This window comes from Polaribacter sp. ALD11 (genome assembly GCF_002831685.1).
Taxonomy (GTDB): Bacteria; Bacteroidota; Bacteroidia; order Flavobacteriales; family Flavobacteriaceae; genus Polaribacter.
Map to the genome: position 1 here is coordinate 104621 of NZ_CP025119.1, position 18293 is coordinate 122913.

Consider the following 18293-nt stretch of genomic DNA (forward strand, 5'->3'; position numbering starts at 1 on the left):
AAAAAGAGAACGTAGAGTTGGCTTAGAAGATAGATGTTTTGATGATTTAATATGTTGATATTATGTTGATTAATTAATTTTTATAAATTATTAAATTAAACTGTAGAATATGGTAATATATATCCTTATCTAAATAGTCTTCCGTCAGGATTTTTAGTTTTATTTAACTAGAGATTATTTACCTCTTGTGTCAAAAGAACAAATACGAGTGTTACTCAAAACCCAGGGTGCCAATAGATAAAAAATAATTAATTTTTTGTTTAGAATATTTATTATTTGATTGATTTTTATAGTTTTTTTTAATTCTATTTATTAGAAATCACTCTTAATATAAGTATAACATAATACTTGTTGGAAATTAACTATTTTAGTAGATTGATAAAATCGAGTGGTTGCTAAATTAATATAACTTTATAGTTTTTTTAAATTATAGTTTTTCTATGTTGAATAAGTTTCAATAAAGGATGTTTTTTAATAAAAACTATCTCAATATAACTAATAAAAAAAAATATTTTTAAATTAAAAGAGATAATGAAACAAACAAATCATCTATTAAAAGTTGTTTTCCTATGGGTAATGGGAAGTAGCTTCATTCAAGCGCAAACGCTAGATCCAGTTATTGAAAATCCTGATGTTGTAGGAATTAATAAATTAGACGCACGAGCTACTTTTTTTCCTTACAATTCTTTAGATTTAGCAAAACAAGATGAGCTGTCTAAAGCAGAAAATTATTTATTATTAAATGGAATTTGGCAATTCAACTATAGTGATAATCCAGAATCTAGACCGGTAGATTTTTATAAAAAAGACTACAACACTTCTAGATGGGATAGTATAAAGGTGCCAGGAAATTGGGAAATAGAAGGTTTTGGAGTGCCTATTTACGTAAATGCTTCGTATCCTTTTCAAAAAGGACAATTAAATCCACCAGATATTCCAGACGGAGACAACCCTGTTGGATCTTATAAAAGAACATTTGAAGTTTCTAAAAACTGGGATGGTAGAGATATCTTTATTCATTTAGGAGCCGTTAAATCTGCTTTTTATATTTGGGTAAACGGTGAAAAAGTTGGGTACAGTCAAGGTTCTAAATTGCCGGCAGAATTCAATTTAACAGCATTTGTTAAGCCAGGAACAAACAGTATTGCTTTAGAAGTGTATCGTTGGAGTGATGGTAGTTATTTAGAATGCCAAGATTTTTGGAGAATTTCTGGAATTGAAAGAGACGTCTATTTATATGCGAGACCAAAAGTACAATTGGCCGATTATTTTGCGAAAGCAGGTTTAGAAAACGACTATAAAGACGGCGTTTTAGATTTAGCAGTAGCTCTTAAAAATATTCACACTAAAAAACAAAAAGGATCTGTTTCTGTTGAGTTAGTCAAAAATAATCAAACAGTTTATAGTAATTCATCTAAGTATGAATTAGCGGCAAATTCTAGTAAAACTTTACAGTTTAACAAAACCATCCCAAAAGTAAAAACTTGGTCTGCAGAAACGCCAGAATTATATCAATTAAGTATTATTATTAAAGACAAAAAAGGAGAAGTTTTAGAAGCAGTTTCTAGAAAATTAGGTTTTAGAACTTCCGAAGTTAAAAATGGGAACTTTTTAGTTAACGGAAAAGCAATTTTATTTAAAGGAGTAAACAGACATGAGCACGATCCTAATACAGGACACGTTATTTCTCGTGAAGATATGCTGAAGGATGTTAAAATATTTAAAGAATACAATATCAATGCAGTAAGAACTTCACACTATCCTAACGATCCTTATTTTTATGAATTATGTGATGAATATGGAATTTACGTAGTAGATGAAGCAAATATAGAATCTCACGGAATGGGGTATGCTCTAGATAGAACTTTGGCAAACGATCCGAAGTGGTTAAATGCACACTTACAACGTGTAGAGCGCATGATTCAACGTGATAAAAATCATCCTTCTATTGTAATTTGGTCTTTAGCAAATGAAGCTGGAAATGGGTATAATTTCTACGAATCTTATTTATTGGCAAAGAAAACCGATAATACAAGACCTGTGCAGCATGAAAGAGCAGTTTATGAGTGGAACACAGATTTATTTGTACCAATGTATGCAACACCAAAAGATGTAGAAGCGTATGCAAAAGATGATAGAAGAACCAAGCCTTTAGTGCAATGTGAGTATGCACATGCAATGGGAAATAGTATGGGAGGTTTTAAAGAATATTGGGATTTATTTGAAAAGTATGATAAATTACAGGGTGGTTTCATTTGGGATTTTGTAGATCAAGGAATTAAGATTGAAAAAAATGGTAGAGAAATTTTTGCGTATGGAGGTGATTTCGGACCCGAAGGAACGCCAAGTGATAATAACTTTTTAAATAACGGATTGGTACAACCAGACAGAAAAGTAAATCCGCATATTCATGAAGTTGCACACATCTATCAAGATATAAAATTTTATGAAAACGATTTAAAAAACAAAACAATCGATCTTAAAAACTGGTATTTCTTTAGAGATTTATCTAACTACAAATTAAACTGGCAAGTACTTGCCAATGGAGAAATAGTAGAATCTGGCACCATTGATAATATTATAACAACACCAGAAACTAAAAGAGCTATAGCAATTCCGTTTAAAGTTTCATTTAAAAAGGGTGCTGAATATTTCTTAAATGTTGCTGCTGTTTTAAAAACAGACGAGCCTTTGTTAAAAGCAGGTCATCGAATTGCGTATGAACAATTTCAATTGCAAGCGGCAACTTTTCAAGTTCCTGCAAAAGCAACAAAAGTTGTTACTTATAAAACACAAGGAGATGTGATTACTGTAAACGGAAACAATTTCCAATTAACGTTTAATCAAAAAGAAGGAAGCTTAACAGATTACACCTATAATAATAAAAAGCTATTAACAAGCGGACCAGAAGTTAATTTTTGGCGTGCACCAATAGACAACGATTATGGTGCTGGTACACAGTATAAATTTAAATCTTGGAAAAATGCTGGTACTTCTGGTACTGTAACAACGGCTACGAAGCAAGTATCTAAAAATGATGTTCAAATTGTTTTTACTAGAGAAATATTTGAAGGTGACGCAGAAATAATAGTTACGTATGCTATCGATGGTAATGGTGTTGTAAAAGTAACGAATGATTTAAAAGCGCATAAAGGGAAGTATTCTAATTTTTATAAATTCGGAAACAAATTGATTTTTCCTGAAGCTTATAAAAACGTTGCTTTTTATGGAAAAGGACCTTTTGAAGGATATACAGACAGACAGCATGCTGTAAAAATAGGCTTGTTTAAACAAACGATAAAAGAACAGTATTTTCCATACATCCGTCCGCAAGAAACAGGAAATAAGTTAGATGTACGTTGGGCAAGTTTAACAAAAGCAGATGGTTCTGGAATTCAGTTTTTAAGTGAAACTCCATTTCATTTCTCTGCCTTAAATTATACAGAAGACGATTTAAGTTCTGGTGATAAAAGAACCCAAAGACACGCTGGCGAATTAGATGCTAGAAAAGAGGTTTTTGTAAATATTGATGGTTTTCAGCAAGGTCTAGGAAGCATCAATAGTTGGGGAACTTTACCTATGGAACAATACCGTTTAAAATATCAGAATTATTCATATTCTTATTGGATGAAACCAATTAGTAAATAGGGTAATTAATGCAAAAATAAATAAATATCGACTTCTCAATTTATGGGAAGTCGATATTCTAATATAAAAAAATATGATTAAATACTCTTTATTTTTAGCGTTGATGCTACTTATGTCTTGTCAAAATTCTGGTAATACCAAAGACATTCAGAATGAAAAAAATAGTAAAGAAACCTTAAAGCCGCAAACCCCAATTATGGGTTGGTCTAGTTGGAACAATTTTCATGTGAATATTAATGAGGAGATTATAAAAGGACAAGCAGACTTTATGGTTTCTTCGGGAATGGCAGCCGCTGGTTATTCTTATGTGAATATAGATGATGGTTTTTTCGGTGGTCGTGATAGCGAAGGAAATTTATTAGTACATCCAGAAAGGTTTCCAAACGGAATGAAAGTAATTTCAGACTATATTCATTCGAAAGGCTTAAAAGCGGGTATTTATTCAGACGCAGGTATTAATACTTGTGGATCTCAATGGGACAAAGACACGATTAGTGTAGGATCTGGACTTTTAGGTCATGATAGAAAAGATTTAAAATTGATGTTGAAAGACTGGAATTATGATTTTATTAAAATTGATTGGTGTGGTGGAGATTGGTTAGGTTTAGATGAAGAAACAAGATATACCCAAATTGCAAACATCATAAATGAAATTAAACCAAACACGGTTTACAATATTTGTAGATGGAAATTTCCTGGGGAATGGGCGTTACAAATAGCAGATTCTTGGAGGATATCTGGTGATATTAGCAATGAATTTCATTCTATTTTAAACATTATAGATTTGAATGTAGATTTATGGAAATATGCTTCACCAGGTCATGTAAATGATATGGACATGTTGCAAGTTGGTAGAGGTATGAGTTTTGAAGAAGATAAAACACATTTTAGCATGTGGTCTATGATGAATTCACCATTGTTGGCAGGTAATGATTTAAGAGAAATGAGTCAGCAAACCATCGATATTTTAACCAATAAAGAAATTATAGCGTTAAATCAAGATCCGTTAGTGTATCAAGCTAGACGATTGGTAGATCATGGCGATTTAGAAGTCTGGGCAAAACCATTAGTGCATACTATGAGTGGTAAAGTAGCAGTGACTTTATTGAACAGGTCAAATGAAGCAAAAACAATTAGTTTTAATTTAGACACTGTAGGAATTGATGTTGTAGAAGGATATACCTATCGTGATATTTGGGCTAAAAAAGATTTCATAAAAACGAATCAAAAAAGTTTGTCTTTTGAGGTGCCAAAACATGGTGTTGTTGTTTTAACAATTATCGGAACTTCAAAACCATTTAATGTGTTTCAGAATAAATAAGTATATAAAAGTAATGTGTACTTATTAAAAAGATGTCTGTTCGAGCATAGTCGAGACCTAAATTAAGTTCTCGACTGCGCTCAAACGTGCAGTTTTTTGTAAAATGAAGATTATTTAGTCTCAATGATTTGTAAATCATGTTTTTATGTGTTAAGAAGTGAAAAGTTAAAACGTCCAATGAAAAACCTATTATCAGCTTTATTTAGTCTTTTCTTAATCATATCAGCAGTTGCACAAAGCAATGTAAGAGAAATACTTACTTTAGAAAAAAATTGGAAATTCACCAAAGGTGCTGTCAAAAACGCACACAATATTTCTTTTGATGATTCAAAATGGGAAACAGTTGTTGTTCCGCACGATTGGGCAATTAAAGGTCCTTTTGATAAAGAAATAGACAAACAAATGGTTGCCATTGTTCAAAACGGAGAAAAAGTACCAACCGAGAAAACAGGTAGAACTGGTGCATTGCCTTATATAGGAATTGGTTGGTATAGAAATGAGTTTTCGTTGCCTGACTTCAATAAAGACAAAAAAGTAATTATTTTGTTTGAAGGCGCTATGAGTGAACCAGAAATTTTTATGAATGGTAAAAAAATAGGTAGTTGGAATTATGGATACAGTTATTTCTATTTTGATATTACAGAACATATTCTAGCAAATAAAAAAAACACTTTAGCAGTTAAGTTAACAAATAAAAGCTTGTCTTCACGTTGGTATCCAGGAGCAGGTTTGTACAGAAATGTACGAATTATTACCAAGAATAAAGAAAGTATTAAACAATGGGGAACTTTTATAACAACGCCAATAGTAGCCAAAGAATTAGCGAAAGTAAATGTAAAAACGAAAGTTTCAGGAAAAGGATTGACCATTGTTACCAAAATTTTAGATGCAAAAGGAAGTTTAGTTGCTAAAAATAAAACTTCATCCATTTATGGTAATGAATTTGAGCAAAATATAGCCGTGAAAAATCCAAAGTTATGGAGTCCGGAAACACCTTATTTATATACTTCTATTTCTCAAATATATAACGGAACTATTTTAAAAGATGAAATTTCAACACGTTTCGGAATTAGATCTATTAAATACGAAGCAGAAAAAGGCTTCAGTTTAAACGGTGAGATCACTAAATTTAAAGGAGTTTGCTTGCATCACGATTTAGGTCCTATCGGAACCGCTGTAAACAAAGCTGCCATCCGCAGACAATTACGTATTTTAAAAGATATGGGCGTAAATGCCATTCGAAGCGCACACAATATGCCTTCTTTAGAACAACTAGAATTAAGTGATGAAATGGGTTTCTTGTTTTTAGCCGAAAGTTTTGATGAATGGGCAAAACCCAAAGTAGAAAACGGGTATCATCGTTTTTTTGAAACGGATGCAGAAAAAGACATTGTCAATTTAGTACATGCAACCAGGAACCACCCAAGTATTGTTATGTGGAGTTCAGGAAATGAAGTTCCAGATCAATGGGGAAGTGAGGGCGCAAAACGTGCGAAGAGATTGCAAGATATTTTTCATAGAGAAGATCCAACCAGACCTGTAACGGTTGGTATGGATCAAGTAAAAGCAACAATGGCATCTGGTTTCGGAGCCTTATTAGATATTCCGGGTTTAAATTACAGAACCCATCTATACGAAGAAGCGTATGAATCTTTTCCGCAAGGTTTCATTTTAGGTTCAGAAACGGCTTCAACAGTAAGTTCTCGGGGGATTTATAAATTCCCAGTCGTAGAAGCTAAAATGAAACAATATAAAGATTTTCAGTCGTCTTCTTACGATTTAGAAGCCTGTAGTTGGTCTAATATTCCCGATGAAGATTTTGTTTTACAAGATGATAAACCATGGGTTATTGGTGAGTTTGTGTGGACCGGTTTCGATTATTTAGGCGAACCAACTCCGTATGACACCAAATGGCCATCGCGAAGTTCGTATTTCGGAATTAACGATTTGGCAGGTTTGCCAAAAGATCGCTATTATTTATATCGCAGTCGCTGGAATACAAAAGAAGAAACTTTACACATGCTTCCGCATTGGAATTGGGAAGGAAGAGAAGGAAAAATTACACCAGTTTTTGTCTACACGAGTTATGACAGTGCAGAACTTTTTGTAAACGGAAAAAGTAAGGGGATCCAGAAAAAGAATAAAAGTACTCCAAAAAATCGCTACCGTTTAATGTGGATGGACGTAAAATATGAACCAGGAACGATAAAAGTGGTTACCTTTGATAATGAAGGAAAAGCGGCTGCAGAAAAAGAAATAAAAACGGCTGGTAAACCCTACAAACTAATTTTAGAATCAGATAGAAAAGTATTAAAAGCAAACGGAAAAGATTTGGCTTTTGTTACGGTTTCGGTGGTAGATAAAAACGGAATTATTTGTCCTACAGCAACCAATCAATTAAAATTTAAAGTAAAAGGTGATGGAACTTACAGAGCAGCTAGTAATGGTGATGCGACTTCTTTAGAACTATTCCATTTACCAACCATGAAATTATTTAGCGGAAAATTGGTTGTTTTGGTACAATCTAATGAAAAAGCAGGAGAAATAAATTTATCGGTTTCAGGAAAAGGACTGAAATCATCAAAAATAAATATCCCCACAAAATAAATATAAAAATGAAAACATTTAACATTCTAACAACATTTGTAGTATTAATTTCTTTACTAGGTTGTTTAGCTAAAAAGCAATCCGAAGAAAAACAAAAAAACACCAAACCAAATATTATTTATATTTTGGCAGATGATTTGGGGTATGGAGATTTAGGGGCTTACGGACAAACAAAAATAGAAACACCTAATATTGATGCATTAGCAAAAGAAGGTATTTTGTTTAGCCAGCATTATACAGCTGCGCCAGTTTGTGCACCAGCAAGAGCTTCTTTACTTACAGGGAAACATGGTGGTCATGCAAGTATTAGAGGGAATGATGAGTGGGAGGAAAGAGGAGATGTTTGGAATTATACCGCTATGCTAAAAGATTCTACCTTAGAAGGGCAAAGGCCTATGCCTAAAAATACAACAACCATTGCTCAATTATTAAAATCAGCAAACTATAAAACAGGTATTGTTGGTAAATGGGGTTTAGGAGCACCACAAACACCATCTATCCCTACAGAAATGGGGTTCGATTATTTCTTCGGATATAATTGCCAAAGACAAGCACATACATATACTCCAGTACATTTATATGAAAATGACCATCGTTTTTATTTAAAGAACGACACGATTGCTCCACACGCAGGTACTGGAAATGATGGAGATCCTTTAGATGCTGCAACGTATGAGAAATTTAATCAACCAGATTATAGTCCGTCTTTAATTTTTGATAAGATGATGGGATTCATTGAAAAAAATAAAAAAGAACCTTTCTTTATGTATTGGGCAAGTCCAATTCCGCACATACCATTACAAGCGCCAAAAAATTGGGTAGATTATTATGTGAAAAAATTTGGAGATGAAAAACCGTATTATCACAAAAATAAAGGAAGCTATTTTCCGGCTAGAAATCCGCGTGCAACCTATGCAGCAATGGTTTCTTATTTAGATAAAAATGTAGGGAAATTGGTTACTTATTTAAAGAAAGAAGGTTTGTATGAGAATACTTTAATCATTTTTACATCAGACAATGGACCAGCGAGTCCTGGAGATGGAGGTGCAGATTCTAAGTGGTTTAACAGTGCTGGAATCTTCAAAAATAACTATGGAAGGGTAAAAGGTTTTACCTATGAAGGCGGAATTAGAGTACCGATGATTGCTACTTGGCCAGCTAAAATTAAAGCAGGTTCTAAAAGCAATCACATTTCAGCATTTTATGATGTTTTACCAACGTTTAATGAGATTGCAAATGTAAAAACAACCCATAAAAGTGATGGAATTAGTTTTTACAATGCACTTACAAATGAAAACAAACAAGAAGCACACGAGTATTTGTATTGGGAGTTTGCTGGATATAATGGGCAGGTTGCAGTAAGAATGGGCAAATGGAAAATGATTTGGAAAAATATTAAAAAAGGAAACAAAGAAGTAGAGTTGTATAATTTAGATACGGATATTCAAGAACAAAATAATATAATGGAGCAACATCCCGAATTGCTTGAAAAATTCTTTGAAATCATTAAAAAAGAACATACTACACCAGAAAACAGTTCTTTTCTAATTGATGTTTTAGAAACAATATAAAGTGAAACTGAAACATTATGAAATTATTTAAACATATTATTTTTTTTGCTTTAGCTCTTTTAGCTTTTGGATGTAAAACTGAAAATTCATCCAAAGAAAATATGCAAAAACCAAACATTATTTTCATTATGTCTGATGATCATGCATATCAAGCAATTAGTGCTTATGATGATGCATTGATACAAACACCCAACATAGACCGTATTGCAAAAGAAGGAATGTTGTTTACAAACGCAAGTGTTACCAACTCTATTTGTGCACCTTCAAGAGCTGTAATATTAACAGGTAAGCACAGTCATATTAACGGAAAAATTGATAACTTAAGTAAGTTTGATACGACGAATGTTACGTTTCCTCAATTGCTTCAAAAAGCAGGGTATCAAACTGCTATGTTTGGTAAGTTACACTTTGGTAATAATCCAAAAGGATTTGATGAATTTAAAATTTTACCAGGTCAAGGGGCATATTACAATCCGAAATTTATAACACAAAAAGGAGATACTATTATTAATGGTTATGTGACAGATATTACTACCGATCTTACTTTAGATTGGATGAAAAACAGAAGAGACCCTAAAAAACCTTTTATGTTAATGTATTTGCACAAAGCACCACACAGAGCTTGGTTGCCGAGTAAAAAGTATTTTACGGAGTACACTAAAAAGACATTTCCTTTACCAGCAACGCTGTTTGATGATTATAAGACAAGAGGAACTGCGTCTAAAACTGCGCAAATGGGCATTTTTAAACACATGTCTTTAACCAATGATAACAAATTGACACCACAAACTATTAAGGAATTAGGGATCAAAGAGTGGAGTAGGTTAGGAGAAAGTTTGTATAGTATGAATGCAGAACAACGTTCAAATTGGGATGCCGTTTATGGACCTATCAATGAAGATTTTAAAAAGCGATATCCAACCATGAATGATTCTTTATTAACTGTTTGGAAATACCAAAGGTATATGCAAGATTATTTAGGAACAATTGCTTCTGTAGATGATAATGTAGGACGTGTATTAGATTATTTAGATAAAGAAAAGCTTGCCGACAATACGTTGGTGGTGTATACTTCAGATCAAGGTTTTTATTTAGGAGAACACGGTTGGTTTGACAAACGTTTTATGTACAACGAATCTTTTAAAACTCCACTCTTAATTAAATGGCCAAATAAAATAAAACCAGGAATTACAGAAGATGAAATGGTGCAGAATTTAGATTTTGCTCAAACTTTTCTTGAAATTGCTGGTGTTGATGCTCCAAAAGAGATGCAAGGAGAAAGTTTGGTGCCTTTATTAACGGGTAAAAAAGAAGCTTGGGACAGAGAAGCTGTCTATTATCATTATTACGAATATCCTGCAGAGCATGCAGTGAAAAGACATTATGGTATTGCAACCAAAGAATTTAAATTGATTCACTTTTACCACGATGTGAATGAATGGGAATTGTATGATGGTAAAAAGGATCCGCAAGAAATAAACAATGTTTACAACGATCCAAATTATGCAGATGTCGTGAAAAAAATGACACAAAAACTGAAAGAGATAAGAGAAAAATATAAAGATTCAGAAACATTAGATAACCACTATATTGAGCTTTATAATAAAAAATAAGGTGTCTGTTTTTTTTTTGTTAAAGACCTATTATTGTAGTTTGTTATATAACGTGTGTTTTTGTTAAGAAACATAGCTCTTTTAAACACGACGGATTATGCCTCTTAGAAGGCAATGAGATTCGTTTCTAAAAGGAACAGGGTTATTAGTTTGCGAATTTGAATTTTAAGTTAGTAAATTAAGTGTTTTCTTTTTTTTGATAGTTTCATTTTTATTTGGCTAAAATATTTAAGGTGTTTTTGGCATCTTGAAGCATGCTCTCTAAGTTCTCTGGTTTTTTAGTGATATTAAATTGGTTTACAACTTTATTTAAATGGTCTAATTCATTCAACCTATTTTCTTTGACCAATTCTTCCCTTAGAATTCTAATTTTTTCAGCATCCTGAATCCCTTCTCGAAGCGTTTCAAAACGAATAGAGCTTCTGTTTTTTGGATATACAATATACGTGTCGCCAGCAGGCCAAGCGCGAAAGCGCGAATCTTGTAAAGGATGTTCTGTCCAACTATTGTATGACCAACGTAAAAAACCGTCAAAATCTGCCGCCATAGTGTACCAACCTATAAAAACACCTTCTGCTGGAGGAGAAAAGGTAAACGTGTTTGGAAATTTATCAGAACAACACACATAATGTGTACTTATATGGCCTACGCTTCTTCTTAGTACTAAGTCTTCGTGATCTACAGGATGTCCAAAAGCAACAGACATATCTTTTAATTCATCTGGATATAATTTATAACTTTTATGGTTATCTGCAAAAGAAACTCCAAATTCTGGCGCATGCTCATTCAATAGTTCAAGCATTGCTTTCATTTCTTTAGGACCGCGTTCATCCATTGCAATTCTTGTGATTTTATTCCATCCTTTTTGCTCTAAATGTATTTTAAATTCTTTTAAAAAAGGAACCCATAAATCTTCGTAAGCTTTGGTTCCTGGTGCTGCAGCTATTTTAATTTCCTTGTTTTCTGTTTCATCAAAATAATAAAACTCATTTCCCCAAGGAACCATAGAATAACAACTAATTTGATTTTTGATTCCTAAATCCATCATTAAATGCACCCAATTGTCAAAAATAGTAAAATCATAGGTCCAAGTACCGTCGGTTTTCTTTTTCCAATCAATCATTGCCTCAAACGGATCAAAAGTTTGCCCATTCCAAGGGCGTTTATTTAGAGATACAGTAATTACTTTTTGTCCGGCATCCGCAAGTCTTTTCATCACGGGTTTTAATAACTCAATATGTTCCGAAGACCAAGGTTTTACGTTGTGAATACGTGCAACAGCATACGGATTTTGCCATAAATCTAAATGAAATTTCCATTCGGTTGCTGGTGGCAACACTTTATCAATTACATGTAAAGTGAATTCAAATTTTTGAGTTTCTTGTTCGTTTACTACTATTTCAAAAGTACTTTTGTAGATTCCCGCTACGGCGTCAGATGGGGTGTTTATAGTAACCCAAATTGGTCTTGTTTCTTTTGCTTTAACAGCATAAGAACTCACAGGTTCTAAAACATCTGCGGCTAAAGAAGCCGCGAAATCTTCGGGTTTTCTATAACCACAACCTTTGGCAAATTCATCTGTAATTAGATATTTAACAAAACTGATTTCAGCAATATTAGAAGATAAAACGTCCCCAGTATCAGATTTAAAATCAGAAATATTCGTTTTTACTTCTGTTATAGAATCCGTGCTCCAAAGTACTAATTGTGCAGATGTTCGTTCACCTTTCCAAACATTTCCAGTCCAAGTATTTTGTGTTTTAATAGTTGGAATTTCACTTTTAACAAAGCGAATGTTGGTAGAAGTAATAGCTGCTTGCAATCCTTTAGGAACGGCAGCCCAATTTTCATCTAAATTTGGTGACGGATCTTTTGGTTCTTGATAGGTTTGTTCAATTTTAAAATCTTGTTTTTGACAACCAAAAGCAATAAGGCTAATACTTAAAAATAGTAAAATTCGATAATTCATAATTTATTTTATATAAGGTTTTAATACGAACTTATTGTCTGGTAAAGGCACTAGCTCATTCGTATTTGTGTTCGTTGGCATTTGAGCATCTACACTTCTTAAGTAAGTACTTAACTCGCTTGCTAAAGCTTGTAGTTTTTTTCCTTCTTTAAATGCTAAATTGGTTGTTTCACCAATATCTGCAGTAATATTAAATAACTCGAAACTGATGTCTAGATGATAATAAATTAACTTCCAATCTCCTTTTCTTATGGTGCTTGTTGCTCCAATTCCAGGGCCTGTTGGTCCCCAGTTATTAGGATAATGCCATATTAAGGCGCTATTTGTGTTGTCTTGTTTTTCTCCTTTTAGAATAGGAGTAAAACTTTTACCATCTACTATTTGTACGGTTTTGTAACCATCTATTTTTGCAAGTTCAAGAATGGTAGGAAAAAAATCTTCAATAATAACAAAATCGTTACTTATTGAATTTTCTTTGGTAATTCCTGGCCATTTTACTAACATTGGTTCGCGAATACCACCTTCGTGTACAGAACCTTTTCCGCTAGATAACGGTTTGTTGTGCGTATGTTTTTTTCCACCACGCGCTACTGCACTTAAACCTCCATTGTCTGACATGAACAGAATAATTGTATTTTCTACGATGCCTTTCTCTTCTAAATGATTCATTAAATCACCCAAACTTTTATCCATTCCTTCAAGTAACGAAGCATATTTTGCTTCTGTAGGGTGCAATCCTTGGTCAATATATTTTTGTTCAAACCTAGGATCTCCTTGAATAGGAGTGTGCACTGCGTAATGAGACATGTATAAATAAAAAGGTTTATCAACTGCAATAGAATTGTCTATTGCAGTGATTGCTTCTTTGGTAAGTGTTTCCGTAAGAAAAATATCTTTTCCGTGGTATTTTTCTAAACCAGGAACATCCCAAATAGTAGTTTGACTGTTTAGACTTCTAAAATCATCCGTTCCGTAATAACTTCCGGGTTGTCCTGCAGCATGACCACCAATATTTACATTAAAACCAAGCGTTTTCGGGTCTGCACTAGGTGTACCAATTGCACCAAAATGCGCTTTACCAACATGAATGGTTTCATAGCCATTGTTTTTTAATAATTGCGGTAATGGCGTTATATGAACAGAACGTGGTACTGTATCTGTAGGTTGCGCTCCATTTAAATTCCATAATGGTATTTTTAATCCTTTAGGAGGCGTTACCATAGAAATATCTCTTTTAAAAGTCCAGTTGGTCACTTTATGTCTCGCAGCGTTCATTCCAGAAATTAAACTCACACGCGTTGGTGTACAAACCGGTGTTGCGTATGCTTGCGTAAATTTCATACCCTGACTAGCAAGACGTTCCATATTTGGTGTATGATAGCGACTGTTATAAGCTGTTTTTTCTTTCCAAAACGGAACAGAAGTATCTTGCCATCCCATATCATCTACCATAAATAAAATGATATTTGGTTTCTCTTCATTTATTTCAGTGTCTTTATTTACAGTTTTACAGCCTAGAAAAACAGCAAGAAATAGTAGAAAATAGGTGTTTTTTCTTAGTGAATTAATCATGGGCAATTGTGTTACCTTTTAAAATTGTCTTTTCTCCATTAGGAGCCGTGTACCAAGCGGTTAATTGTCCGCCACCAGTTGCTTCATGAAATTTTACGGTAAGTGGATGCCATCCTTTTTTTAATGCGACCATTCCATTTTTTTCAATTGCAGGATGGTTTCCACCATTATCTACCACCAATTGATCGCCAATATAAAGTAAACTTCCATCGTCAGATTTTGTAGCAAACTCAAATAACCCTTCTTCTTCAGCATAAAAATATCCTTTAAAAACCATAGATAATTGTTCTACAACATCATAATTTTCAATATTAATAGCAGCAACCGAAGTAAAAGAAGCTTTTTTAGGCAATACAATAGCATCAACTACTTTAAATTTTTTAACACCTACCCAACGTTTTATTAAACCCTTCTTAGGAGTGATAGTCACAGGCTCTAAATACGTTTGTTTTTCGATACTTGCAGCTCTTGTATCACTTGCAATATCGCCTCTAAAAGCAATGGTATTTAAAGTAATTGTTTCTGTAAATTCTAATGGAGCAGTATATTTATTAGATTTTTTCGAAGGAACGCTTCCATCGGTTGTATAATAAATATCCATCCCTTTTAATGGAGGATTTAAGGTTACGATTGCTTTGTCTAAAAAGGCTACCTTGTCTTTAAAACCAGTTACAGAAGGAATATGATATTGAATACCTAACGCATCTAATCGATCATATTGAATGCCCATTCGTTCTTGAAAGGCTTCATAGTTTTTATTACTTTTTGAAGACCAAGCTGTTTCTGCCATTGCTAACATTCTTGGAAAAGCTTGATATTGTAATCGCTTAAAGTTAGGAATCATTTCTGACCATAAATTCGCTTGAATTCCTAAAACGTGTTTAGATTGCGCTTGTGTAAATCCTTCAGGAATCGGTTCGTATTTGTACACCTTTTCAAATGGTGTTACCTCATGTTTTGCATCAAAATAATATTCGAAACAAGGTGTAATAATCATATCACTACCATTATTTGCAGCAATATCTCGCATTTTAGGTGCCCAGTTGCGCCACCACATCATTGTTGCATCTTTAGACAAACCACCTTCCACAATTTCATCCCAACCCATTAGTTCTTTTCCTTTTGTTTTTAAGAAAGCTTCAATGTCTTTGTTGAAAAAAGATTGCAATTCATGTTCGTTCTTTAAGTTGTTATGCTTTATGGCTTTTTGACAAAGTGGACATTCTTCCCAAGATTCAATATTTACTTCATCACCACCAATATGAATGTATTTTGAAGGAAATAAAACTGCAATTTCAGCTAAAATATTTTTTGTAAACTCGTAAGAAGACTCTTTTCCTAAACATGCCGGAGTTGAGAAGTCTTTACCCCAACCTGGTTTTCCTGTACAAGATAAATACGGATAATTATCGATAGCCGATTTAAAATGTCCTGGCATATCGATTTCTGGAATTACCTCAATTTGTCTTTCTGAAGCATACACAATAATTTCTTTAATTTGTTCTTGTGTAAAGAAACCTCCGTACATTTTTTTACCATCTCTTTCGTGGTAATGTTGCGGATCTATTATGTAAGAAGGATCTGTTTTAGCCAATTCGTTACATGTTTTATCATGAGAACTTTCTATGCGCCACGCACCTTTTTCTGTTAATAAAGGATATTTTTTTATTTCAATTCGCCAACCTTGGTCATCTGTTAAATGCATGTGATATGTATTTAACTTGTACAATGCCATATAGTCTAAAAAGGTTTTAACCTCATCGATACTAAAAAAATGACGACTAAAATCCATGTGCATTCCTCTCCATGAAAAACGAGGAGCATCATTAATTACAATGCTCGGAATTACCCATTTTTGTTCTTTATTGGCTGTTTTTTCAATATTTGAAGGAAGTAATTGGCGGATGGTTTGCACACCATAAAAATAACCTGCAGCATCGTTTGCTTTAATAATTATTTTTTCTGGAGTTACTTTTAAATGATACGCTTCTGGTTCTATACCAACGTCTTTCATTAATATAATACTTGCATTTTCTGCAGTTTCTGAAAACGGAAGTGCATAGCCTACAGCATTTTCAAATAAATCTGATAAATATTTTGCAGCTGGTTTTTGTGCTTCTTCTTCAACTAAAATAGTTGTGTTTTTAGAAAACGAATATGAACCTTCTCCTATAATGGTTTGAATAGGTTTCGGTATGATTGAAATTTCTGCTTCTGTAAACGTTTTTGTTGGTTTCTGACAACTAAAACAGATAAATAGTACTGCTGATAGTATCGATAAATATTTCATTTTATTCTTTTTTATTCTTTTTAGCTGCTGTTTTTTCTTTCAATTCAGCTTCAATCTTATCACTATCTTTAAAGTAATTGATGCCTAAAGTGTCCCAATGTTTTTGCATTTTTTTAAGAGCAACTTTAAAACTTTCGTAATCTTTATTGTCTAACGCAGTCCAACCAACTTCGGCATACGCAGCAATTCTAGGAAAAGTTTGACGCTCTACATCTGCATTTGTAGGTGTCCATTCGCTCCACATTTGGCTTCCCAAACCATAAATGTTTTTATGATATTGGGTATCTAAACCTTCTGGAATAGGATTGAAATTATATGCTTTTTCTAATGTAATTCCTTTATGACTATAATCTAAATATGTGCTGCTATGTAATGAATTTACAATACTGTATCCTTTTTTGGCAGCGTCTGTTAATAGCTCTAAATTCCCTTTCCAAAAATGTACAACTACGTTTTTTGCCAATGCTGTTTCAGCCTCTTTGTCACCTTTTTTCTCTTCAAAATCGGTATGAATATTTTTACCTAAAATTTCATTCCAACCCATCATTCTACGGTCGTTTTTTTCCATGAATTTAGAGATACTATTCGTAAAATTTATTTGTAAATCTGCAGGAGATGTAATATTGTTTTCTTTCATGTATTTTTGAACAGATTTAGAATTCTCCCAAACTTCATAACCAACTTCATCACCACCAATATGTATTACTTTCGAAGGAAATAACTCGAAAATCTCTGTTAAAACATCTTTAATAAATGTAATTACTTCTGGTTTTGTAACATCATAGTTATCATACAAACGACCAAACTTAACAGGAACATCGATATCTACGCCAGCAGTACCCAACCAAGTATATGCAGCAATTGCAGCACTAGAATGCCCGGGCATTTCAAATTCTGGTACAATGTTTATATTTCTGTCTTTAGCATACGCAACAATATTTTTTATTTGTTCTTGGGTATAGAAACCACCATGAGGTTTGCCAGATGTTTTGCCACTTTTCCAGGTTCCAATTTCACTATCTGAACGAAAAGCACCTACTTCTGTTAACAAAGGATATTTTTTAATTTCTATTCTCCAGCCAGCATCATCAATTAAATGCCAGTGAAAAGTATTCATTTTTAATAAAGCCATTTGGTCTAACATTTGTTTTACAAATTTTTCGCCATGAAAATAACGAGACTCGTCTAACATAAATGCACGCCATTTAAAACGTGGATTATCTTTAATTGTAATTGCAGGAATTAAATAGACCGTTTTCTTAATTTCTTCTAACGTTTCAATAGATAATAATTGCTTTAAAGTTTGCACTCCGTAAAAGTAACCTGCGGCATCACTTGCCGTAATATTTATATTATTTGGATTCACTTCTAATTCATACGCTTCAGAAGCTAGTGTTTCATTTTTATAAAAAGAAATAGAAGCGTTTGTGCTTTCTCCTGTGTTTGTGTTTAAACCAGCAGTTTTAGAAATATAAGCTTGTAAATCTTTTACAGCTATTTGTTGCGCATCAAGATCTGCAAAAATTATTTGTCCGTCTTTAAAAGCAAAAGACCCTTCATTTAATGTTGATGAAGTTGGTTTTGGTAATAAGGTAATTTCAGACTGTGAAAAAGTCCTGTTTTTTTCGGTACATTTTGTAAATGTAAAAAGCGTTATGAAAGCTAATAAAATAAATCTCATGTTTTTTAATTTTAGTTGTTG

Annotated in this window: 9 protein-coding genes; 5 read left to right on the top strand and 4 right to left on the bottom strand. The window is 33.1% G+C overall.

The features are described from left to right. Window positions 1-531 precede the first annotated feature (531 nt). The 5 genes from CW731_RS00365 (at window position 532) to CW731_RS00385 (ending at window position 10760) form a co-directional block, all read left to right on the top strand. A complete protein-coding gene (locus CW731_RS00365; RefSeq protein WP_100944841.1) occupies window positions 532-3648 on the top strand; it encodes a glycoside hydrolase family 2 TIM barrel-domain containing protein in 3117 nt (1038 codons plus the stop codon). 73 nt (window positions 3649-3721) lie between these two features. After that, a complete protein-coding gene (locus CW731_RS00370; RefSeq protein ID WP_232734696.1) occupies window positions 3722-4969 on the top strand; it encodes a glycoside hydrolase family 27 protein in 1248 nt (415 codons plus the stop codon). 177 nt (window positions 4970-5146) lie between these two features. After that, window positions 5147-7576 (top strand): DUF4982 domain-containing protein, encoded by a 2430-nt coding sequence (locus tag CW731_RS00375; protein ID WP_100947582.1) that lies wholly within the window; start codon window positions 5147-5149, stop codon window positions 7574-7576. Window positions 7577-7584: 8 nt separating this feature from the next. Continuing rightward, window positions 7585-9147, top strand: coding sequence for an arylsulfatase (locus CW731_RS00380; protein WP_100944843.1), 1563 nt, complete (start codon window positions 7585-7587; stop codon window positions 9145-9147). 17 nt (window positions 9148-9164) lie between these two features. Further along, window positions 9165-10760 carry a sulfatase gene (locus CW731_RS00385; RefSeq protein WP_100944844.1) on the top strand — a complete coding sequence of 532 codons (1596 nt, stop codon included), beginning with the start codon at window positions 9165-9167 and terminating at the stop codon, window positions 10758-10760. A gap of 211 nt (window positions 10761-10971) precedes the next feature. Here the strand turns inward: CW731_RS00385 and CW731_RS00390 are convergent, their stop codons facing one another. Genes CW731_RS00390 through CW731_RS00405 form a run of 4 tightly spaced genes read right to left on the bottom strand, consistent with a single transcriptional unit; the run spans window position 10972 to window position 18272 of the window. After that, window positions 10972-12729, bottom strand: a complete 1758-nt coding sequence (locus CW731_RS00390; RefSeq protein WP_100944845.1) for a DUF4091 domain-containing protein — start codon at window positions 12727-12729, stop codon at window positions 10972-10974. A gap of 3 nt (window positions 12730-12732) precedes the next feature. Continuing rightward, window positions 12733-14301 carry a sulfatase gene (locus CW731_RS00395; RefSeq protein WP_100944846.1) on the bottom strand — a complete coding sequence of 523 codons (1569 nt, stop codon included), beginning with the start codon at window positions 14299-14301 and terminating at the stop codon, window positions 12733-12735. Further along, window positions 14294-16591, bottom strand: a complete 2298-nt coding sequence (locus tag CW731_RS00400; RefSeq protein ID WP_100944847.1) for a family 20 glycosylhydrolase — start codon at window positions 16589-16591, stop codon at window positions 14294-14296. The genes CW731_RS00395 and CW731_RS00400 overlap by 8 nt, the downstream gene beginning before the upstream one ends. Before the next feature lies 1 nt (window position 16592). Continuing rightward, window positions 16593-18272, bottom strand: a complete 1680-nt coding sequence (locus CW731_RS00405; RefSeq protein ID WP_100944848.1) for a beta-N-acetylhexosaminidase — start codon at window positions 18270-18272, stop codon at window positions 16593-16595. Between the last annotated feature and the right edge of the window lie 21 nt (window positions 18273-18293).

Bases quoted from the DNA above. Each gene is read 5' to 3' on its own strand.
- CW731_RS00405 (WP_100944848.1), bottom strand. From the start codon at position 18,272: ATGAGATTTATTTTATTAGCTTTCATAACGCTTTTTACATTTACAAAA.
- CW731_RS00380 (WP_100944843.1), top strand. From the start codon at position 7,585: ATGAAAACATTTAACATTCTAACAACATTTGTAGTATTAATTTCTTTA.
- CW731_RS00390 (WP_100944845.1), bottom strand. From the start codon at position 12,729: ATGAATTATCGAATTTTACTATTTTTAAGTATTAGCCTTATTGCTTTT.
- CW731_RS00400 (WP_100944847.1), bottom strand. From the start codon at position 16,591: ATGAAATATTTATCGATACTATCAGCAGTACTATTTATCTGTTTTAGT.
- CW731_RS00385 (WP_100944844.1), top strand. From the start codon at position 9,165: ATGAAATTATTTAAACATATTATTTTTTTTGCTTTAGCTCTTTTAGCT.
- CW731_RS00370 (WP_232734696.1), top strand. From the start codon at position 3,722: ATGATTAAATACTCTTTATTTTTAGCGTTGATGCTACTTATGTCTTGT.
- CW731_RS00375 (WP_100947582.1), top strand. From the start codon at position 5,147: ATGAAAAACCTATTATCAGCTTTATTTAGTCTTTTCTTAATCATATCA.
- CW731_RS00365 (WP_100944841.1), top strand. From the start codon at position 532: ATGAAACAAACAAATCATCTATTAAAAGTTGTTTTCCTATGGGTAATG.
- CW731_RS00395 (WP_100944846.1), bottom strand. From the start codon at position 14,301: ATGATTAATTCACTAAGAAAAAACACCTATTTTCTACTATTTCTTGCT.